The following is a 19,533-nucleotide window of genomic DNA, read 5'->3' on the forward strand; positions in this document are numbered from 1 at the left end:
TCGGGGCTCTTGCGCCAACCTGCGACGGGCCACCCGCCCGCCACCTTGTGACCTCCAAGCTGCCCATTCCCGATATCGAAACCGCCCGCCGCAACCCGGCCGTGCGCGACATCCTGATTCCTCCTTGCCCGGAGCTGCTGGTGCGGCTGCAACAGGCCATCGCCCAGCGCGAGCCCGATGTGGAAGAGATTTCCCAGGTGGCCGCAGCCGATGTGGCCATGGCCGCGGCCTTGATCCGCCAGGCCAACAGCCCGCTGCACGGCCTGGCCCAGCCGGTCAACACCGTGGGCATGGCCTTGACGGTGCTGGGGGTGCGCCCCTCGGTGGAGTTGTTGACCGGCTTTCTGGTCAAACATGCCCTGCCCGTGCGTTCGGCGCTGTTGGACCATTTCTGGGAAAGTTCACAGCGCCGGGCCATCGCCTGCGAGCACATCGGGCGCCAGCTCTACAGCCTGGACCCGGGCCTGGGTTACAGCTTCGGCCTGTTCTGCCATGTGGGCATCCCGGTGATGATGCGGGCCGTGCGCGGCTACTCGGGCACCTTGACCGAGGCCCTGGCCCGCAAGGACCGCACCTTCACCCAGACCGAAAACGCCAACCACCGCACCGACCATGCCGTGGTCGGCGCCATCGTGGCACGCACCTGGCGCCTGTCCGACGAGGTGGCCCAGGCCATCTGGCTGCACCATGACTTTGCCTGCCTGGACGATGAACGCTTTCCGGACACCGTGCGCCACCTGGTGGCCATGGGCCTGATGGCTGAGTACCTGGTGGGGCAGCACGAACTGCTCGCACCCTCACGCGAATGGGGTCAGCACGGCGAAGCCTGCCTGGCCCACCTCAACGTCAACCAGGACGAGCTCAACCACTGGATTGATGAGTTGCACCCCGCTTTTGAGGCGGTGCACCTGTAAGCCTCAGCCGGCTGAGTCCTGGGTTGCGAGCAGGGTTTCCAGGGTCGACGCTGTGAACAGCTGATCGGCCCAGTGCTCCAACTGAGGTGAGGATGCCGACTGAAGGCGCTGGCTGGCCCATTCTGGCAGCGGGCCAAAACGCTGCTCCAGCAGCCGCCCCAGAAGTTGGCTGGCGCCTTGAGACAAGCCTTGGGATAAGCCCTGGGACAGACCTTGGGACATCCCGATCGACTGTCCTTTGGCCAGGCCTTTTTCAATCGCTTCGGTGTAGAGGCGCTCCAGGGTTTCTTCCAGCATGGTGGGGCCTTTCAAAAGATCATCGATCTGATCGAGTTCTGCGGCGGCGATGTCCGGCATTTTGCGCCGGATCAGGCGTCGCAGCCAGAGGTTGACGGTTCGGCGCAGTGGTTGATGTTCGGGCGCTTGCAGGGCTTCGCCCACGGCGGCGGCCAAGTGCGCGATGTCGGTTGGGGTGTTGCTGCGCTCCAGTTGAAACAAGGCGCTGGCCACGTTGCGCACACCTGGGGTGGAGGACAGCTGCAGTCGCGCCTCATCGATCAGGTGGTATCGCAGCTGGGGGCGAAACGGCGCCAGACCTGGCAGGCTGGGGGCAAAGCAGTCGGCCACGTTGGTCGGGCTTTTCCAGCTGCGACCCCCGTTGTAAAGCACGATGGGGATCAGGGCAGGCAACTTGCCCTGTTCGAGTTGTCCCTCTTTGATCAGATGTTGGCTCAACAGGCTGACGTAGGCCATCATCCGCACGGCCATCCATTCGTCAGGCTGGCTTTGGAACTCAAGCAACAGGTACACCCAGACCCAATGCGGCCCCACCTTCAGTCGCCACACCATGTCCTCATGCCGCTGTCGGTCGGTGTCGCTCACGTAGCTGGCATTGACGCGCTCCAGGCTGTCGAACTGAGCGGTTTGTGACCAGTCGCCCGGGACGAAGCCGATCAGCAGATCGCGCACCATCTCGGGGTGTGAGAACAAAAGCTTGTAATGGCTGTCGTGGGCGCTGGGCATGGTGGGCCCATGGTGGGGGGCGCTCAATGCTTTGTGGCGCGTCATGGGCTGGAATGCCCGGTCCATTTGATGAGTGGCGTCCTGTCAAACCCGTGACACGCAGGCCGCCAGACCGCGGGACATCCCGGCTGACGGGCGGGCGGGGCCGCTGCTAGTCTTGGGCCACAAGGAGACCGCAAGATCATGACCATGAGCCCCCCGGGCCCGGCCCCGTTCCGCCCGCAGATGACCCTTTACCGCGAGTGGCTGCAGCGTGAGCGCGGCCTGGCCTTTGACAGCTATGACGCCTTGTGGCGCTGGTCGGTGACGGACCTGGATGCCTTCTGGCAAAGCATCTGGGACTATTTCGAGCTGCAGTCGCCCACGCCGCACACGGCGGTGCTGGCGCGCAACACCATGCCGGGCGCGCAGTGGTTTCCGGGGGCCCAGGTCAATTACGTGCAGCAGGTGTTCCGCCATGTGCAGCCGGCCCACCAGGCGGGTTTTGCCGCCTGGATCAGCCGCAACGAGAAGGGCCAGCAGCGCGAGCTCAGCTGGCCCGAGCTGCGCCGCCAGGTGGCGGCCCTGGCCCTGCACCTGCGTGCCCAGGGGGTGCAGCGTGGTGACCGTGTGGCGGCCTACCTGCCCAACATCCCCGAGGCCACCATCGCCTTCCTGGCCACCGCCAGCCTGGGGGCCGTCTGGAGCCTGTGCGCCCCCGACATGGGCACCCATGCGGTGCTCGACCGCTTCAAACAGATCGAACCCAAGGTGCTGATCGCCTGCGACGGCGTCAGCTACGGCGGGCGTGACCATGACCGCCTGCCCGTGGTCGCCGAATTGCGCCAAGCCCTGCCCAGCGTGCAGCACCTGGTGCTGCACGGCAACCTCGACCCGGCGGCCAGCCTGCCTGGGGCCACCCCCTGGGCGCAGGCCCTGCTGGGCGACGACGCTGCCACGGCCGCCTTCGAGCCCGAGTGGCTGCCGTTCGACCACCCGCTGTGGATCGTCTATTCCAGCGGCACCACCGGCCTGCCCAAACCCATCGTGCATGGCCATGGCGGCACGGTGTTGGTGGCCCTGGCCCTGAAGACCCTGCACAACGACATCGGCTGCAGCTACGAGGCCAACTCCTGGGGCGAGCGCTACCACTGGTACAGCTCCACCGGCTGGGTGATGTGGAACGCCCAGGTCAGCGGCCTGCTCAGCGGCACCACCTGCGTCACCTACGACGGCAACCCCGGGGGCAGCCGCGACAAGCCCGACTGGGCCACCTTGTGGCGCTTTGCCGCCGAGACCGGCGTCACCTTCTTCGGCGCCGGCGCGGCCTTCTTTGCCAACTGCATGAAGGCCGGGGTGGATCTGCCCTCGGTGGGCGACCTCAGCGCCGTGCGCGCGCTGGGCACCACGGGCTCACCGCTGTCCGAAGACGTGCAGCGCTGGGGCACGGGTCAATTCCGGCAACTGCGCCAGACCCGGGCGGCGGCCGCCGGCCAGCCCGAGCTGCGAGAGGCCTATGCGCCCGAGGCCGATATCTGGTGGTGCAACATCTCTGGCGGCACCGACTTTGCCGGCGCCTTCATCGGCGGCAACCGCGAGCTGCCCCAGGTGCCCGGCCAGATGCAATGCCGCATGCTGGGCAGTGCGGTGGAGGCCTGGAGCGAGCAGGGCCAGCCCGTGCAGGGCGAGGTCGGCGAGCTGATCTGCAGCCAGCCCATCCCGTCGATGCCGCTGTTCTTCTGGGGTGATGAAGGGGGGCGGCGCTACCTGTCGAGCTACTTCGACATGTACCCCGCCGGTCACGGCCGCCGGCCTGGCGGCGGCGATGCGGGGCCTGAGGCCGGCGGCGTGTGGCGCCACGGCGACTGGCTGCGCATCGGTGCCGACGGCGCTTGCGTGATCTATGGCCGCTCCGACGCCACCATCAACCGCCATGGCTTGCGCATGGGCACCAGCGAGCTCTACAGCGCCGTCGAAGCCCTGCCCGAGGTGCTGGACTCCATGGTGGTCGACCTCGAATACCTGGGCCGCGACAGCTACATGCCCCTGTTTGTGGTGCTGCGCGAGGGCCTCAGCCTCGACGAGGCGATGCGCCAGCGCCTGAACGACGCGGTCAAGGTGGCGCTGTCGCCGCGCTTCGTGCCGGACGAGATCTTCCAGGTGACCGAGATCCCGCGCACCCTCACCGGCAAGAAGCAGGAGCTGCCCATCAAGAAGCTGCTGCTGGGCCAACCCATCGAGAAGGTCATCAACAAGGACGCCATGGCCAACGCGGCCTGCCTGGACTGGTATGTCGACTTTGCCGCCCGCCGCGCGGCAGCCCACCCCGCTTGACGGGGGCTGAGGCAGTCGCCGCTTCAGCGCCGGTTGACCAGCACGATGCCCGTGCTCACCAGGGCCAGGGCGCCGAGCAGGCCGGGCGTCACCGGTTCGCCCAGCCAGCCCGCCCCCACGGCCAAGGCGAACACCGGTGTCAGAAAGACAAAGGCCGACACCTTGGTGGCCGGGTAGTGGCCGAGCACCCACATCCAGGTCAGGTAGCTGGCAAAGGCCCCCACCGCGGCCTGGATGACCACCGAACCGAGGGCGAAGGTGCTGGGCGGCCAGGCCCAATGTTCGCCCAAGGCCCAGGACACCAGCGGCAGCAGGGCCACGGACAGGGCGGTTTGATAGAACAGCTGTTTCTCCGGCCCCACCTGGCCCAGCGGCGTGCTGCGCAGCACCACCGTGGTCAGGCCCCACATCAGGCCGGCCGTCAGCCCGAGCAGATCGCCCTGCCACTGGCCGCCCGGGCCGCCTCCCAGCCGCTCGCCCAGGGCGGCCAAGACCCCGCCAAAGGCCAGCACCAGGCCCGCCCATTGCACCCGGCGCAGGCGCTCGGTGGGCAGAAAACGGGGCAGGATCAGCGCCACCCAGAACGGCGAGGTGTACAGAAACACGGTCAGGCGCGAGGCCGTGGTGTGCTGCAGCCCCACATAGATGCACACGAACTCACCGGCAAACAGCGCCCCGGCCAACAGCCCCCAGCCCAGCGCCCCATCGCGCTGGAACAGCGCCACGCCGCGCCAGCGGCACCAGGCCCACAGCAGGGTGGCCGCCAGCGCAAAGCGCAGCCAGGCCTGGAACACGGGCGCCATCTCCGGCACCGTGGCCTTCACCAGCACTTGCTGGAAGCCCCAGAACAGACAGCAGGCCAGCAACAGGCTCAGGGCCAGGCCGTCGAGGTGGTTTTTGCGCGTGACACTCATTTTTGGATGATAGGACGTGGTCGGTGTGTGAGTGGTCGCCTAGGTGGCGATGTCATTCCCGATCAATTGCCAGTGGCCGGCCTTGTGTCGCGCTGTAAACTTGGCCCATTTTGCGTACCACAAGCCTCCCATGACCGGTGTGACCACGGGCTCTGCCCGCGCCAATTTTGATTTCAAGAGCGCCACCTTGCCCTTGGTGGCCTTGTTGATCAAGACCACCGACGCTGCGGCGCTGGTGGCCGACCTGACACGCCGTCTGAGCGACACGCCTGACTTCTTCTCCAACGACCCGCTGGTGATCGACCTGAGCGCCGTGCGCGACAGCGAGGCCAGCCTCGACTTTCCCGCTCTCATCGCGCTGTTGCGGCGCCATCGCGTGCTGCCGGTGGCCGTGCGCGGCGGCAACCCGGCCCAGACGGCCGCCGCGGTGGCCGCTGGTCTGATCGATGTGCCCGAGGTGGTGCTGCCCCAGCGCCACGAAACACCCCAGGTGGAGGTGCGTGAGGTGGTGCGCGAGGTCAAGGTCGAAGTGCCCGTGGCCGGCCCGGGCACCGTGGTGATCGACAAGCCCCTGCGCTCGGGGCAGCAGGTGTATGCGCGTGGCGCCGACATCGTGGTGCTGGCCCTGGTCAGCAACGGGGCCGAGGTGATTGCCGACGGCAACGTGCACGTCTATGCCCCGCTGCGCGGCAAGGCCATCGCTGGCGCCCGTGGCAACACCGAGGCCCGCATCTTCAGCACCTGCCTGGAGCCCGAGCTGGTCTCCATCGCCGGCATCTACCGCACCACCGAAGTGGCCCTGCCGCCCGAAGTGGCCGGCAAGGCCGCCCAGATTCGCCTGGTGGGCGAAAAGCTGCTCATCGAAGCGCTTTGAGCCCGCCCTCATTCAAGACATTTTTCCAAGAACCAAGGACTCGCAACACATGGCCAAGATCGTCGTCGTGACCTCCGGCAAGGGTGGCGTGGGCAAGACCACCACCAGCGCCAGCTTTGCATCCGGCCTCGCCTTGCGCGGCCACAAGACCGCCGTGATCGACTTTGACGTCGGCCTGCGCAACCTCGACCTGATCATGGGGTGTGAGCGTCGCGTGGTGTATGACCTGATCAACGTGATCCACAACGAGGCCAACCTCAACCAGGCCCTGATCAAGGACAAGCAGTGCGACAACCTGTTCGTGCTGGCCGCCTCGCAGACCCGCGACAAGGATGCCCTGACGCAGGAAGGCGTCGAGCGCGTGCTCAATGAGCTCAGCACCATGGGCTTCGAGTACATCGTGTGCGATTCGCCCGCCGGCATCGAGACCGGTGCTCTGATGGCCATGCATTTTGCCGACGAAGCCCTGCTGGTGACCAACCCCGAGGTGTCCTCGGTGCGCGACTCGGACCGCATCCTGGGCATGCTGGGCTCCAAGACCAAGCGTGCCATCGAAGGCAAGGAGCCCGTCAAGGAGCACCTGCTGATCACGCGCTACAACCCCAGCCGTGTCGAAGACGGCCAGATGCTGTCGCTGGAAGACATCCAGGACATCCTGCGCATCAAGCTGATCGGCGTGATTCCCGAGTCGGAAGCCGTGCTGCAGGCCTCCAACCAGGGCACCCCGGCCATCCATGCCCAGGGCACCGATGTGTCCGAGGCCTACAAAGACGTGGTGGCCCGTTTCCTGGGTGAAGACAAGCCGATGCGCTTCGTCGAGGCGGTCAAGCCCGGTTTCTTCAAGCGCATGTTCGGAGGACGTTGACCCATGTCCTTCCTGTCATTCCTGCTCGGTGAAAAGAAGAAGACCGCCAGTGTGGCCAAGGAACGGCTGCAGATCATCCTGGCCCACGAACGCAGCGGCCGCAGCGCCGCCAGCCCCGACTACCTGCCCGACCTGCAGCGCGAACTCGTGGCCGTGATCTCGAAGTACGTCTCCATCAACGCCGACGACATCAAGGTCCACCTCGAACGCCAGGACAACCTCGAAGTCCTCGAAGTCAAGATCGAACTCCCCGACGCCCGATAAACCGTCACAAGGGGTGTTCTGTATAGAACTTCCCACCGTGGTACAGCAGCGGTGACGCGCCTTCGCGGTGCGCGCACTGCTCCACCTCGCCCACAAAGATCACGTGGTCGCCCTCTTCGTAGCGGCTGCGGTTGAAGCACTCGAAGGTGGCGGCGGCGCCGGCCAGCAAAGGGGCTCCGCCCACGCCTTGCGTGTAGGCCACACCGGCCCAGCGGTCGACCGTCTTCGAGGCGAAGCGCTCGGCCAGGTCCTTCTGGTCGGCGGCCAGCACATTGATCGCATAGTGCGATCCGGTGGCAAACACCCCCATCGAGGCGGCGGCCCGCGCCAGACTCCACAGCACCAGCGGCGGGTCCAGCGAAACCGAGTTGAACGAGTTGGCCGTCAGGCCCACCAGCACCCCGTCGGCAGCGCGCGCGGTCACGATGGTCACGCCTGTGGCGAACATGCCCAGCGAGTTGCGGAACTCGCGGGTGGAGAAACTGGGCGCACGGGCTTGCGCTGGGGCAGATGTGAGGGCGGTCACAGGCGATCAATGGGGTGGGGATGGGCTATTATGGGCCGTTGGCCTCCCGCCTGCCGCAGCCCGCTTTGATGACCGTGCTGGCAGGTGGCCCAGGCTCCTGTGTTCCGCGTCCCACCCCCCGTCCTGTCCGATCCATCATGAACGCTCTCCCCGCCTTCACCACCCTGGGCGCCGGCCCGACCGTTCTGATGCTGCACGATGTGCTGGGCGGGCACCTCACCTTTGCGCCGCAGGTGGAAAGCCTGGCCGCCGCCGGCTACCGCGCCGTGGCCTGGGACATGCCGGGCTATGGCCGCAGCACACCCATCGATCCCTGTTCCTTCAAAGGCCTGGCCCAGAGCTGCATCGACCTGATCGAGGCCCTCAAGGCCGGCAGCGTGGTGCTGGTGGGCCAGGGCGTGGGCGGCATGGTGGCCCAGGAGGTGGTGGCGCGCCGCCCCGAACTGGTCAACCGCCTGATCCTGTGCGCCACGCTGGCCCGGGGCTTTGACGCCTCCGGCGGTACCGAAGGCGAGCCTTTGCCTGAACTCGAGGTCGGCCATGGTCTGAGTCAATGGGCCGAATTCAACCTGCCGCGGCTGGTCGGGCCGGGTGCTTTGCCCGAAGGCGTGCTGCTGGCCAGCCATGCCATGGCCCAGATCAATCCCTCGGCCTACCGCCGCATCAATGCCGAAGCCGCCTATTTCAACCGCCAGGCGGATCTGGAGCGCATCCATGTGCCCACCTTGCTGGTGGCGGGCGAGTTCGATCGGGTGGCGCCCCCCGAGCTCATGAAGCCGATGGCAGACCGCATCGGCCGCAGCTGCACCCTGGCCGTGTTGCGTGGGGCCGGCCACATGCCGCAACTCGAGGCCCCTGAAGACTTCGACACCGCCTTGCTCGGCTTTCTGGCCTTGCCCCGCCTGTTGCATTGAGCGGATCGGATGTTCGAGGTGCGTGAGTTCGAGGTGCGCCAAGCCGGCGCTGCAAATCAGGGGACGTGCGGGCTTCATCCTGGGGCCCGTGTGGCGGCTCTGGCGCTTGGCGGCGCCGCGCTGCTGCTGGGCGCCGGATTCGGTCTGCCCAGCCCCGCCCAGGCGGCCCCCCCCGCCGCTGCACATGCTGCCGCCCACCCCAAGCCTCAGGCCTCTTCACCCGGCCATCCCGCCGCGCCCAAGGCCTCGCCTGGCGCCAACCTGGCCGAGCCTTGCAAGCAGTGGGTGCCCCGATTGCCGGGCCTCACTGCGGCGCAGTGCTCGGCCCTCAAGCTGCAGCCTTCGGGCACCCGCTCGGTGCAGGCGCGCGAACTCTGGATGGGCGACGTCGGGGCGCGCAACGCGCCGGTCAAGGTGCTGGTGCTTGGGGCCATCCATGGCGACGAACTGTCTGCCAGCACGGTGGCCTTGCAGTGGATGGGCCTGGCCCAGGACAACGGGGCCGACGCTCTGTGGCGCTTCGTGCCCATGCTCAACCCCGACGGGGTGATGGCGCAACCGGCCCGTCGCGTCAACGCGCATGGCGTCGACCTGAACCGCAACTTTCCCACCCCGGGCTGGGCCCAGGAGGCCCCGCGTTACTGGGCCCAGCGCACCCGCAAGGACCCGCGCCGCTGGCCCGGCAACAAGCCGCTGTCCGAGCCCGAGAGCCGTTTTGTGCACGACCAGATGACGGCGTTCACGCCCGACCTGATCGTCAGCATCCACGCACCCTATGGCGTGCTCGATTTCGATGGCCCCACCGATCCGCCACGCCGACTGGGCCGGCTGATGCTCGACCCGGTGGGCGTGTTCCCGGGCTCTCTGGGCTATTACGGCGGCATGCACAAGGGCGTGCCGGTGGTCACCATCGAGCTGCCCAATGCACAGCGGGCGCCCCTGCTGGCCGAGACCCGCCAGATGTGGCTGGACCTGCACCGCTGGATGGGCGAACACCTGCCCGCCAGGACGGCCAGCGCGGCCCAGCCCGCGCGCGCGCCCTGATCCGAAGGCTCAGCGGCCTCGGGCCTGTCGCTGGCGCAGCCCCTCTGCCAGACTCAGGCACAGCAGCAGCCACACCGAGCCGCTGGCCAGGCCGGCCAGCACATCGCTGGCGTAGTGCACCTGCAGCAGCACGCGGCTGACGGGTGCCGTCAGCACCAGCGCCCCACAGACCAGCAGCACCGGCCCGTGCCAGCGCCTGGGGCTGTGTTGCAACAGCAGCCAGGCCAGCAGGCCGTAGGTGACCAGCACGCCCGAGGCATGGCCGCTGGGAAAGCTGTAGCCCGTCTCCACCACCACGCCATGCAGGTGCGGTGGGCGCACCCGGGCAAAGCCCTGCTTCAGGCTCCAGTTCAACAAGGTGTTGCCCAGCACCCCCAGCAGCCAGATGCCGGCCTGCAGTCGTTCGCGCCGCCACAGCAGGAGAAGAGTCACCCCGATGGTCAGCACGGTCACCGGGGCCGGGTTGCCCAGCCAGGTGGGCAGGGCAAAGGCCTGCAGTGTGCCCAGGTCCATCTGCTGGCCCAGGGCTTGGGACAGGGCGCTGTCAAAGCGGCTGAGGGGCTGGCCCGGGCCGATCTGGCTGGCCAGTGCGCCAAACAGCGCCAGCGCCGGCAGCGCCCAGACCAGGCGCCGCCAGGGCGCCCCCGCTGCAGTGGCCGGCACATCGGTCTGGGCCGGTTGGCGCATCAGCAGGCCCAGGGCCGCGGTCAGGGTGAGCAGCAGCAGGGCCCAGAGTGTGAGCAGTTGCGGGGCCAGCCAGAGGGCGAGGGATTCGGGGCTGGAGAAGATCGGAGAATCAAACATGGGTCCTGGGCCGCAGCAAGCCGACATGAAAACCCGGAACAATACCCTTTTGTCGGACGCCCATGCCGGGCCCGGCACGCTTTCATCGGACCTCCATGCTGCTGTTGTTTCTCAAGAAATTGCTCACGGCCCTGTTGATGCCGCCTTTCAGTCTGGTCTGGCTGGCCGCCCTGGGGCTGGTGCTGGGGCGGCGTCGGCCACGCCTGGGGCGTTGGGCGGCCGGGCTGGCGCTGCTGGTCCTGGGGGCGCTGTCGTGGCCGCCGGTGGCCGATGCGCTGCTGGGCAGTCTGGAACGCCACCCCCCACTGTCGGCGCAGGCGCTGGCGCAAGCCCAGGCCATCGTGGTCCTGGGCGGCGGCATCTACCCCGGTGCGCCGGAATACGGCGGTGAGGACAGCGTGGCCCGCCCCACCTTGCAGCGCCTGCAGTACGCCGCCACGCTGCAGCGGCGCAGCCAATTGCCCGTGCTGGTGACGGGCGGTGCGCCTGAAGGGGGGCGCCCCGAAGGAGAGGTGATGCAGAACGTGCTGGAGCAGCAGTTTGGCGTGCCGGTGCGCTGGGTGGAGTCAGCTTCGCTGGACACGGCCGGCAATGCCGCCCTGTCGGCCCCGCTGCTGCGCGCCGCCGGCGTGCAGCGCGTGGCCCTGGTCAGCCAGGCCTGGCATCTGCCACGCGCCGTGGCCCTGTTCGAGGCGCAGGGCTTCATGGTGCTGCCGGCACCCACCGGGTTCCGCACCCGGCCGCCCGGCGCGTGGAAGCGGTATTTGCCCAGCGCGGAGGCGCTGCTGGCCAGCCAGACCGCCTTGCACGAGTGGCTGGGCCGGTTGGTGCTGGCCCGGGCCTGAGGCCGGCCTCAGAGGAGAAAGGTGGCTGCCTGGGCCACGGCGGCCGTGTCGGCCTGCACGGCGCCAGGCGCGCCGCCCTTGCCCCACAACTCGCCGCCCCAATTCATGGCCAGGAACTGGGCGCACAGGCGCAGCGAGTCGAACATGGGCTGGGCCTTGGCGCGGTCGCCGCTGGTGCTGATCACGCGCAGGGTCTTGCCGGCCATCTGTTCCTTGAAGCCCAGGCCCGGCACGCGCAGCCAGCCGCTCCAGTGGTCCAGGTAGGTTTTCAGCGGGGCCGGGATGCTGAACCAGTACACCGGGCTCACGAACACGATGTCGGTGGCGGCCAGGGTGGCGTCGAGCAGGGTCTTCAGGTCGCCCTCGGGGGCCGGGTACTGGCCCACGGTGTGGCGCAGGTCCACAAAGGGCGGCAGGTTCATGTGGGCCAGGGCCAGCCAGGTCTGGGTGCTGCCGGCCGGTAGGGCCGCGGCAGCCTGCCGGGCCAGCCATTCGCTGTTGCCCGGGTGACCGGGCTCGCGGCTGGAGGTGGTGAGGAACAGGGTGTGACGTGGGGTGGTGCTCATGGGCCCGGATGATAAAACGTCACCGGGCCGCACCCCTGTCTGCCCCCTGTTCAAGCGCCTCAGGCCAGGGCCGGCTTGGGCGCGCGTGGCGCAGCCGAGCCCAGAAAGCCGAAGCGGTCGGCAATGCGGGGCACCTCGCCGTTGATCAGCTCGGCCAGGGCCTTGCCCGAGCCGGCGCCATGGGTCCAGCCCAGGGTGCCGTGGCCCGCATTGACCCACAGGCCCGGGATCCGGGTCTGGCCGATGAAGGGGATGTTGGTCGGCGTGGCGGGGCGCAGGCCGCACCAGAAGTTGGGCTGGCCGCCTTCGTGCTCCAGGCGGGTGTCGCACACGCCGGGCATCACGGTTTCGATGCGGCGGGCCAGCATCTCGCAGCGGGCGCGGGCCACCGGGCCGTTCAGGTCCAGGTCGTAGCCGCCCACCTCGATGGTGCCGGCCACGCGCAGCTCGTCACCCAGCCGGCTCATGGCCACTTTGAGTTCGTCGTCGATGGCCGACACCCAGGGGGCCGCCTCCGGCTTGAGGATCTTGAAGGTGGCGCTGTAGCCCTTGCCCGGGTAGATGGGCAGGCGCACACCGACCTGGCGCAGCATCGGTGCGGTGTACGAGCCGGTGGCCACCACGATGGCGTCGGCCTTCAGATCACTCACCGGGCCGCTGGTGCGGGACTGCTCGTCCACCGGGGCCACGCGCACGGAGCGGGCCCGGTTGTTCGACACGTCCAGCTGTTGCACGGCATGGCCATACAGAAATTCCACGCCGCGCTGTTCGCACAGGCGGGCCAGCCCCTGGGTGAACAGGCGCGCGTCACCGCTTTCGTCGGTGTCGGTGAAGGTGCCGCCGACGATGCGGTGGGCAAAAGGCTTGAAGGCGGGTTCGATCTTGAGCAGTTCGTCGCGGCTGACCACGCGGCGCGACACGCCGTGGCGGCGCATCAGCTCGGCGGCGGCGCCTGCGGTGTCGAACGAGGCGGCGTCGGTGTAGTAGTGCGCGATGCCCCGCTCCAGGCGGTGGTATTCAATGCCGGTGGCGTTCACGATGTCCTTCAGGGCGGCGTGGCTGTAGGCGCCCAGGGCCACCAGCTGGCTCACGTTGCGCTCGAAGGCCGCGTCATTGCACTGCCCCAGGAAACGCAGACCCCACAGCCACTGCTGCAGGCCCTCGCCCACCGGCCACTGCGGACGGAACAGCAGCGGGGCATCGGGCTTGGTCATCCACTTCAGCACCTTCAACGGTGCCTCGGCGTTGGCCCAGGGTTCGCAGTAGCTGACCGAGATCTGGCCCGCGTTGGCGAAAGTGGTCTCCAGCGACGCCGCAGGCTGGCGCTCGATGACCGTGACTTCGTGACCCCGCTCTCGCAAATGCCAAGCGGTGCTGATGCCGATGATGCCGGCGCCGAGGACGATGATTTTCATGCGTCGCAGTGTGCGACAGGCGGTAGGCGCTTGAAAAGCAAAATTAAACTCTTGGCAGTTTCATCAGTCTTGCTAATATTCGGTCCTGTGCTGACATCTCCTCGCCCCTGTCCCATGAACACCTTTGATCCCCACGCCCTCGAATGCCTGGCGGCCATCGTCGAAGAGGGTGGTTTCGAGCGCGCCGCCCAGCGCCTGAGCATCACCCAATCGGCCGTGTCGCAGCGCCTGCGTGCCCTGGAGGCCCAGGCCGGCACGGTGCTGATCGTGCGCAGCCGCCCCCTCAAGGCCACGCCCGCCGGGCAATTGCTGCTCAAGCACACCAAGCAGATGCGTCTGCTGCGTGTCGATCTGGACCGCGATCTGCGCGAGCTCACCCCAGGCGGCAGCAAGCGCGCCCGCGAGGACGAACGCATCTCGATCGCCATCAATGCCGACAGCATTGCCAGCTGGGCCTTGCCGGCCCTGGACAGCCTGGTGTGCCAGGGGCTGCCGCTGGAAATCATCACCGACGACCAGGACTTCACCGACGAGTGGCTGCGGTCGGGCCAGGTGCTGGGTTGCGTCACGACCCTCAAACAGGCGCTGCGCGGCTGCAAGGTGGTGCCTCTGGGGGCCATGCGCTATGTGGCCGTGGCGGCGCCCGAGTTGGCCCGGCAGCGCCTGCCCGAGGGCCTGACGGCGCACAACTTCCGCGACATTCCCTTTGTCGCCTTCAACCGCAAGGACGACATGCAGACCGAGTTCGTGAGCCAATGCTTCGGGCTCAAGCGCGTCACGCTGAGTCAGCTTTTCGTGCCCAGCTCCGAGGGGCAGTTGCGCGCCGTGCTGGCGGGCTGGGGCGCCAGTGTGGTGCCCGAGTTGCTGGCGCGCGAGCCGCTGGCGCAGGGCTTGCTGGTGAATCTGGTGCCGGCGCACAGCCTGAGCATCCAGCTGTATTGGCATTGCTGGAACCTCGAATCCGAGGTGCTGGACACCCTCAGCACGGCACTCACCAGTGCCGCAGCGAAAGCCCTGGTGTGAGTCTGCGCCCGGCCCGTGAAAGGTCTGTACAAGGCTTGCACGAGAGGGGGCAACCGCCTTTGTACCTGCCGTCAACGCAGGCTTTTTAGGCCATCCAGTCGTGATTCAGCCCGCTTTGTTTAAAATCGAACCGTGAACACCACCACCCCCGCCCGCGTTTCCTTCAAAGCCCAGATGCACCAGGTGCGCGAAGAGGCCATTGTGCAGACCGTCATTCGCCTGCTGGGCGAAAAAGGTTATGACGCCATGACGGTCGACGAAGTCGCCGCCGCGGTGGGCATTGCCAAGGCCAGCCTGTACAAGCACTTCCCAGGCAAAGAGCAGTTGGCCGCCGCCGCCATGGTGCATGTGATCAAGCGGGCGCAGGACTTTCTGCAGATCGTGCCGCCGGAGATCTCACCGGTGGACAAGCTCAAGTCGGTGGTGGGTTGGGCCATGTCGCTGCAACTGGCCGATGAAATGCCCTCGCTGCCCAGCCGCAACTCCACGCTGCGCCAGGTGTTGATGGGCAATGCCGAATACATGAACGGCCTGATCACCCTCAGCGATCAGCTGGGCGCCTGGATCACCGAAGCCCAGGCCCAGAGCCTGATCAACCCCACCTTGCCGCCCCTGGTGGTGCTCTACACCCTGTACGCCCGTGCCTGCGACCCGGTGGTCAGCTTTTTGCGCCAGGGCTCGCAGTACAGCAACGCCCAGATCGTCGATCTGGTGCTGCGCACCTGCTTTGAAGGCCTGGCCACGCCGCCCGAGATCCGCACGGCCTGAGGGCCAAACGGTGGTGGCCGGCCTGCAAAGGCCCGCCACCAGCGGCGTCAGCGCACCAGCAACACCGGCACCTTGCAGTGCGCCAGCACCTGGGTCGAGACCGAGCCCATCACCAGATTGCCCAGCGAGCTGTGGCCATGCGAGCCCATCACCACCAGGTCGAACTTGCCTGCTTCGGCCACCTTGGCAATGACTTCGCCAGCCACGCCCACCTTGCTGATCTGCTGGGGAACGATGCCGTGGCGGGCCAGGAACTTGCTCACCGGGTTCAGCACCTTGGCGGCTTCATCGGCGTAGTACTCATCGACGATCGGCTTGCCCAGGGCCGCACGGGCGCGCGGCGGCAGGGCGGCCTGCACGGTGAGGGCGGTGTATTCCACGGCGCCCGAGATCAGGGCCTCGTGGGTGCTCAGGTAGGCCAGCATCTTCTTGGTGTAGGCGCTGCCGTCGACGGCGAGAAGAATCTTCATGTGATGTGCTCCTTGTTGGTGCTTTCAGCATAGCCCCCGATGGACCGACGGAATTGATCGACATCAAGCCCGTATTGAATCCGCCGACCAGGGCACCTCCACGCAGTGCTGCTGCTGAAAATGCACCTGCTCGTTCTTGCGCGCATACCCCAGCGGATTGGCCACCACCCTGCATCCTTGGCTGACATAGTCGCTGGGGGCATGCAGGTGGCCATGCAACCACAGGCTGGCGTGCGGCAGCAGATCATCCAGGACGTTGCAAAAGCCGGCCGTGCCCGGGGTGAGCCCGTAGCGCGGATCGGCACTCAACAGGCTGGGGGCGAAATGCGTGACGACGACCGTGGGGCCCGCATGGGGCGTGTGCAGGGTGTTGCGCAGCCACTGCTGGCAAAGCAGCGCCTGTTCGCGCACCCCCTCGGCCAGCCAGGGCTCGCCTCGCCGCGTGCTGCCGGTCTTGCGCAGGTAGAAATTGGCCGCCCGGAAGGCCTTGTCGCGCATCTGCAGGGCCCGTGTGGTGGGGGCCTGTGCCTGCAGTGCCAGCGCGTCGAAGTCGCTCCACAAGGTGGTGCCGACAAAGCGCACCCCTTGCAGCACCAGGCTTTCGCGCTCCAGCCAGTGCAGGCCCAGGCGCTCACAGCATTCGCGCAGGCGGGCATGGGCCTGGTCGAAGTCCTGCATGTCGTATTCGTGGTTGCCGGGCACGAAGATCACCGGCACTGGCCAAGAGCCGCCCGCGCCGCGCGGCGAGAACCGGGCCAGCCCGAAGTCGGTGTCGCCGAGCAGGCTGCCGCTCTGGTAGGAGCCGATGTCGCCCGCCAGCACCAGCACGTCGGCCTCGGGGTGGGGCAGGGGGGCGAAGTGGGGGTGCACCTCCAGGTGCAGATCGGACAACAGCTGTACTTTCATGGTGCATGCATTGTCGCGGCAGTGCACCCATGCAGGGCGTGCTCAGGCCTCATGCCGAAGCGGCATGGCTTGGGGCTGTTAAAAATACGGGTTAACCCTTACTCTTGAGACCTGTTCATCACGCGCTCACAAGGCGCCTCTTCCATGTCTCCGTTTCTTGCCCTGATCGCCCGCAGCCTGACCCTGGCCACCCGGGTGGATCCCCTGGTTCCCGCCCGCCGTGCCGACCGTGGCAGTGCCGGCATTGCCAACACCTTGTTTGAATCCGCCGACGCCCGTGCCGGCCATGACCCGCGCCACGCCCATGAGCTGCGCGAGGCCGCCCACGCCTACCTGCGCGTGCTGCGCTGATCGGCGCGCCCAGGCCTTCATCCGAAGCGCCGTCAAAGGCGCGCGCCGGCGGCCTTCACCACCGGGGCCAGCACCCCGACCTGGTCTTTGACATAGGCGGCAAAAGCGGCTGGGGTGCTGGGGCTCACCGTCACGCCCAGTTCCAGCATCTTGCGCTTCACCTCGGGCAGCATCAGCACCTCGTTGCAGGCGCTGTTGAGGCGCGTCACCACCTCGGGTGGCAGGTTGGCCGGCCCGCTCAGACCGAAGAAGTTGTCCAGCACCAGCTTGCGGTAGCCGAACTCGACCACGCTGGGCACCTCGGGCACCAGGGGTGAGCGGTTGGCTGACGTGACGGCGATGGGCACCAGCTGCCCGCTCTTGAAGTAGGGCACATAGGCCGTCAACACGTCGATGCCGATCGGGATCACGCCCGAGATCAGATCGGTCGTCATCGGGGCGCCGCCGCGGTAGGGCACGTGCACCAGGTTCACGCCCATGGCCTTGCGCATCAACTCGCCATAGATGTGGCCGATCGACGCCGGCCCCCCCGATCCGAAATCCAGCCGCCCGCTCTTGCGCGCCACCGACTCCAGGTCGGCGATGGTGCGGATCGGGGCCGCCGTGTTGGCCATCAGCACGCAGGGCGCGGTGCCGATCATGGCAATGTGGGTGAAGCCCTGCACCGGGTCGTAGGGCTGTTTGTCCAGGGCGAAGGGCCCGATCGAGATCGGGGTCGAGTTCGACAGCATCAGCGTGTAGCCATCGGGGGCGGCCTGCTGCACCACCTGCCCACCCACGCTGCCGCCCGCCCCCGGGCGGTTGTCCACCACCACGGCCTGGCCCAGCTTGCGGGCCAACTGCTCGGCCACCACGCGGGCCACGATATCGCTGGCCCCGCCGGCCGGAAACGTCACCACGATGCGGATCGGTTTGTCGGGCCAGGAGGCCCAGGCCGGCAGGCTCAAGGCACTGGCGCCCAGTGCGGCCGCAAAGCGGCGCCGACTCATCGGGTGCGGGTTCTTGCGGGGGCTGGGATGGGCATGGGGTTCCGTCATGGCGTCTCCTGAAAGCGGGCACCAAGCAAATTCAATGCCTCGCCGTAGGCGGCAGGTTCACGGACAGCCTCAGGCGGCCCCTGGGTTGCGCTGGGCCGCGCGCGCGATCGCCTGGCGCAGCCAGTCGTGCCCGGGGCCGTTGCGCAGCCGTTTGTGCCACAGCGCATCCACGTGCACGGTGGGCACCTTCAGCGGCAGTTCGCGCCAGACCAGCCGGTCGGCAATGCCGGTCACGTTGATGAAGTGCCGCGGCAGCACGGTCAGCAGGTTGGAGTTGGCCACCACCCGCCCGGCCGTGAAGAACTGGTTGACCGTGAGCACGATGCGCCGTTCGCGCCCCACGGCGGTCAGGGCCTCGTCGATGAAGCCATAGGGCCTGCCCGAGAAGCTGACCAGCAGGTGACGCGCTGCACAGTAGCGGTTGAGGGTGAGCGGGCCACTGGCCAGGGGGTGATCGAGCCGCATCACGCACACGTATTCGCCGTCGTACAGGCGCTGATTGGCATAGGCCACGGCCTCGCCGGCCTGGCTGCGCGCGGTGAGGTCGGCCAGCACGGCGGGAAAGTAGCCGATGGCCATGTCCACCGATTCCTCGTCCAGCAGCCGGCGCGGGTCGCGGGTGGACAGGGGCACGACCCGGATCGACACCCCCGGCGCCTCCTCCTCGATGATGTCCACCAGGCCCGGGATCAGCGAGGCAGCGGTGGCGTCGGCCATGGTCAGCACAAACGTGGTGTTGGCCTCGGCCGGGTCGAAGGTTTCGGGCACCAGGGCCGACTGCAGGCGCTGCAGCGCCTCGCGCACCGTGGGCCACAGGGCCAGCGCCATCGGCGTGGGCTCGACACCGGCGCCCTGGCGGCGCACCAGTTCGTCACCCAGGCTGTCACGCAGGCGCCGCAGCGCGTTGCTGACGGCGGGCTGGGTCAGGGCCAGTTTGTGGGCGGCGCGGGTCAGGCTGCGCTCGGCCATCACCTCATCAAAGACGCGCAGCAGGTTGAGGTCAAGGTTTCTGAATCGGCCCTGGTGCATGGGGTTTCCTGGAAACATCATCAATGTGAATGATCATCATCAGCAATATAAATTTGAACAAGTCTAGGGTTAACCCTAGTATTCGTTCCATGACTCGGGCCACTGTCCCGATTGCGAAAGGAAAACACCATGTCCAGCTTTGTTCACACCCCTCATTCTTTCCACCACGCCGGTGTCGCCCGTGCCGAAAAGGCCGCCGAAACCCTGCGTGATGCATCCCGCCAGTTCGATGGCCCGCGCGGTACCGCCACGCTGCTGCTGGCGGCCGTGGTCGCCGCCCTGGTGGTGGCTGCCAACCAAGTGATCGACACCTGGTCGGATGGTCATCTGCTGGCCGCCTGGATCGGCCTGTGGACCGTGGCCTTTGCCGCGCTGGCCCTGCTGGCCACCCCGATCCGCCGCGCCTCGGTGGGCCTGCGTGCCGGCCTGGCCTCGTGGAAGCGTGCCCGCCACGAAGCTGCTGAAGACCGCAAGCTGTGGAGCCTGGCCCTGACCGATGCCCGCGTGATGGCCGACATCAGCCGCGCCATGAGCCGAGACGCAGCCCGCGACGTGCGCGGCTACTTCTGATGCGAGCCGGGCCCGAGCCCGGTGACCCGCTGAGATAGAACAGGCTTCAAGCCGTGTCCCGCAAGGGCCACGGCTTTTTTCTTGTCCGGCGGATTGCG

The 19,533-nt window shown here is 67.6% G+C and carries 22 protein-coding genes; 12 read left to right on the forward strand and 10 right to left on the reverse strand.

All coding sequences use genetic code 11. The annotated features are described in order from the left end of the window. Nucleotides 1-47 precede the first annotated feature (47 nt). The gene (locus tag L880_RS0106095; protein ID WP_019573661.1) at nt 48-914 is read left to right on the forward strand and encodes an HDOD domain-containing protein; all 867 of its coding nucleotides are present in this window, start codon (nt 48-50) and stop codon (nt 912-914) included. 3 nt (nt 915-917) lie between these two features. Here the strand turns inward: L880_RS0106095 and L880_RS0106100 are convergent, their stop codons facing one another. Next, nucleotides 918-1,982 (reverse strand): Rpn family recombination-promoting nuclease/putative transposase, encoded by a 1,065-nt coding sequence (locus L880_RS0106100; RefSeq protein WP_051443106.1) that lies wholly within the window; start codon nt 1,980-1,982, stop codon nt 918-920. 138 nt (nt 1,983-2,120) lie between these two features. Here L880_RS0106100 and L880_RS0106105 point away from each other — a divergent pair, with 138 nt between their 5' ends. Next, a complete protein-coding gene (locus tag L880_RS0106105) occupies nt 2,121-4,250 on the forward strand; it encodes an acetoacetate--CoA ligase (protein ID WP_027474922.1) in 2,130 nt (709 codons plus the stop codon). Between the two features lie 23 nt (nt 4,251-4,273). Here the strand turns inward: L880_RS0106105 and L880_RS0106110 are convergent, their stop codons facing one another. Then, nucleotides 4,274-5,164 carry a DMT family transporter gene (locus tag L880_RS0106110; RefSeq protein ID WP_027474923.1) on the reverse strand — a complete coding sequence of 297 codons (891 nt, stop codon included), beginning with the start codon at nt 5,162-5,164 and terminating at the stop codon, nt 4,274-4,276. 130 nt (nt 5,165-5,294) lie between these two features. On the opposite strand from L880_RS0106110, the gene minC reads away from it, so the two are divergent. The 3 genes from minC to minE are packed head-to-tail and all read left to right on the forward strand — an operon-like array spanning nt 5,295 to nt 7,167. After that, complete coding sequence (gene minC / locus L880_RS0106115; RefSeq protein WP_027474924.1) at nt 5,295-6,038, forward strand: septum site-determining protein MinC; 744 nt, start codon at nt 5,295-5,297, stop codon at nt 6,036-6,038. Nucleotides 6,039-6,087: 49 nt separating this feature from the next. Further along, nucleotides 6,088-6,903 carry a septum site-determining protein MinD gene (gene minD, locus L880_RS0106120; RefSeq protein ID WP_019573656.1) on the forward strand — a complete coding sequence of 272 codons (816 nt, stop codon included), beginning with the start codon at nt 6,088-6,090 and terminating at the stop codon, nt 6,901-6,903. A gap of 3 nt (nt 6,904-6,906) precedes the next feature. After that, entirely contained in the window at nt 6,907-7,167 is a 261-nt protein-coding gene (gene minE / locus L880_RS0106125; RefSeq protein WP_019573655.1) for a cell division topological specificity factor MinE, read from the forward strand. Nucleotides 7,168-7,171: 4 nt separating this feature from the next. On the opposite strand, the gene L880_RS0106130 is transcribed toward minE, so the two are convergent. Beyond that, nucleotides 7,172-7,693, reverse strand: a complete 522-nt coding sequence (locus L880_RS0106130; protein ID WP_027474925.1) for a flavin reductase family protein — start codon at nt 7,691-7,693, stop codon at nt 7,172-7,174. Between the two features lie 137 nt (nt 7,694-7,830). On the opposite strand from L880_RS0106130, the gene L880_RS0106135 reads away from it, so the two are divergent. Together L880_RS0106135 and L880_RS0106140 are read left to right on the forward strand one after the other, a co-directional pair. Then, on the forward strand, nt 7,831-8,607 hold the full coding sequence (locus tag L880_RS0106135; protein WP_027474926.1) for an alpha/beta fold hydrolase: 777 nt from the start codon (nt 7,831-7,833) through the stop codon (nt 8,605-8,607). A 9-nt stretch (nt 8,608-8,616) separates the two neighbouring features. Continuing rightward, nucleotides 8,617-9,651 carry a M14 family zinc carboxypeptidase gene (locus L880_RS0106140; protein ID WP_245614977.1) on the forward strand — a complete coding sequence of 345 codons (1,035 nt, stop codon included), beginning with the start codon at nt 8,617-8,619 and terminating at the stop codon, nt 9,649-9,651. Between the two features lie 9 nt (nt 9,652-9,660). Here L880_RS0106140 and L880_RS0106145 read toward each other — a convergent pair whose 3' ends face one another. Next, nucleotides 9,661-10,455, reverse strand: coding sequence for a phosphatase PAP2 family protein (locus L880_RS0106145; protein ID WP_027474928.1), 795 nt, complete (start codon nt 10,453-10,455; stop codon nt 9,661-9,663). A 95-nt stretch (nt 10,456-10,550) separates the two neighbouring features. Here L880_RS0106145 and L880_RS0106150 point away from each other — a divergent pair, with 95 nt between their 5' ends. After that, a complete protein-coding gene (locus L880_RS0106150; RefSeq protein WP_043328754.1) occupies nt 10,551-11,300 on the forward strand; it encodes a YdcF family protein in 750 nt (249 codons plus the stop codon). Between the two features lie 8 nt (nt 11,301-11,308). Here the strand turns inward: L880_RS0106150 and L880_RS0106155 are convergent, their stop codons facing one another. Together L880_RS0106155 and L880_RS0106160 are read right to left on the reverse strand one after the other, a co-directional pair. Further along, entirely contained in the window at nt 11,309-11,866 is a 558-nt protein-coding gene (locus tag L880_RS0106155) for a flavodoxin family protein (RefSeq protein WP_027474930.1), read from the reverse strand. Between the two features lie 59 nt (nt 11,867-11,925). Next, nucleotides 11,926-13,281 (reverse strand): D-amino acid dehydrogenase, encoded by a 1,356-nt coding sequence (locus tag L880_RS0106160; protein WP_027474931.1) that lies wholly within the window; start codon nt 13,279-13,281, stop codon nt 11,926-11,928. 114 nt (nt 13,282-13,395) lie between these two features. Between L880_RS0106160 and L880_RS0106165 the strand changes: the two genes are divergently transcribed. Further along, nucleotides 13,396-14,304 (forward strand): LysR family transcriptional regulator ArgP, encoded by a 909-nt coding sequence (locus L880_RS0106165; protein WP_027474932.1) that lies wholly within the window; start codon nt 13,396-13,398, stop codon nt 14,302-14,304. Between the two features lie 132 nt (nt 14,305-14,436). Beyond that, nucleotides 14,437-15,072 carry a TetR/AcrR family transcriptional regulator gene (locus L880_RS0106170; RefSeq protein WP_027474933.1) on the forward strand — a complete coding sequence of 212 codons (636 nt, stop codon included), beginning with the start codon at nt 14,437-14,439 and terminating at the stop codon, nt 15,070-15,072. 47 nt (nt 15,073-15,119) lie between these two features. Here the strand turns inward: L880_RS0106170 and L880_RS0106175 are convergent, their stop codons facing one another. Both L880_RS0106175 and L880_RS0106180 read right to left on the reverse strand, forming a co-directional pair. Continuing rightward, nucleotides 15,120-15,542: a universal stress protein gene (locus L880_RS0106175; RefSeq protein WP_027474934.1), complete on the reverse strand. Its 423-nt coding sequence runs from the start codon at nt 15,540-15,542 to the stop codon at nt 15,120-15,122. 63 nt (nt 15,543-15,605) lie between these two features. After that, complete coding sequence (locus L880_RS0106180; protein ID WP_027474935.1) at nt 15,606-16,448, reverse strand: metallophosphoesterase; 843 nt, start codon at nt 16,446-16,448, stop codon at nt 15,606-15,608. A 144-nt stretch (nt 16,449-16,592) separates the two neighbouring features. Between L880_RS0106180 and L880_RS31770 the strand changes: the two genes are divergently transcribed. Beyond that, a complete protein-coding gene (locus tag L880_RS31770; RefSeq protein WP_043328635.1) occupies nt 16,593-16,799 on the forward strand; it encodes a hypothetical protein in 207 nt (68 codons plus the stop codon). Nucleotides 16,800-16,831: 32 nt separating this feature from the next. On the opposite strand, the gene L880_RS0106190 is transcribed toward L880_RS31770, so the two are convergent. Together L880_RS0106190 and L880_RS0106195 are read right to left on the reverse strand one after the other, a co-directional pair. Beyond that, complete coding sequence (locus tag L880_RS0106190) at nt 16,832-17,836, reverse strand: Bug family tripartite tricarboxylate transporter substrate binding protein (protein ID WP_425389170.1); 1,005 nt, start codon at nt 17,834-17,836, stop codon at nt 16,832-16,834. A 69-nt stretch (nt 17,837-17,905) separates the two neighbouring features. Next, nucleotides 17,906-18,865 (reverse strand): LysR family transcriptional regulator, encoded by a 960-nt coding sequence (locus L880_RS0106195; RefSeq protein WP_027474937.1) that lies wholly within the window; start codon nt 18,863-18,865, stop codon nt 17,906-17,908. 129 nt (nt 18,866-18,994) lie between these two features. On the opposite strand from L880_RS0106195, the gene L880_RS0106200 reads away from it, so the two are divergent. Next, nucleotides 18,995-19,435, forward strand: a complete 441-nt coding sequence (locus L880_RS0106200) for a hypothetical protein (RefSeq protein WP_019573640.1) — start codon at nt 18,995-18,997, stop codon at nt 19,433-19,435. Nucleotides 19,436-19,533: the final 98 nt, after the last annotated feature.

The organism is Curvibacter gracilis ATCC BAA-807 (assembly GCF_000518645.1).
In the GTDB taxonomy this organism is placed as follows: Bacteria; Pseudomonadota; Gammaproteobacteria; order Burkholderiales; family Burkholderiaceae_C; genus Curvibacter; species Curvibacter gracilis.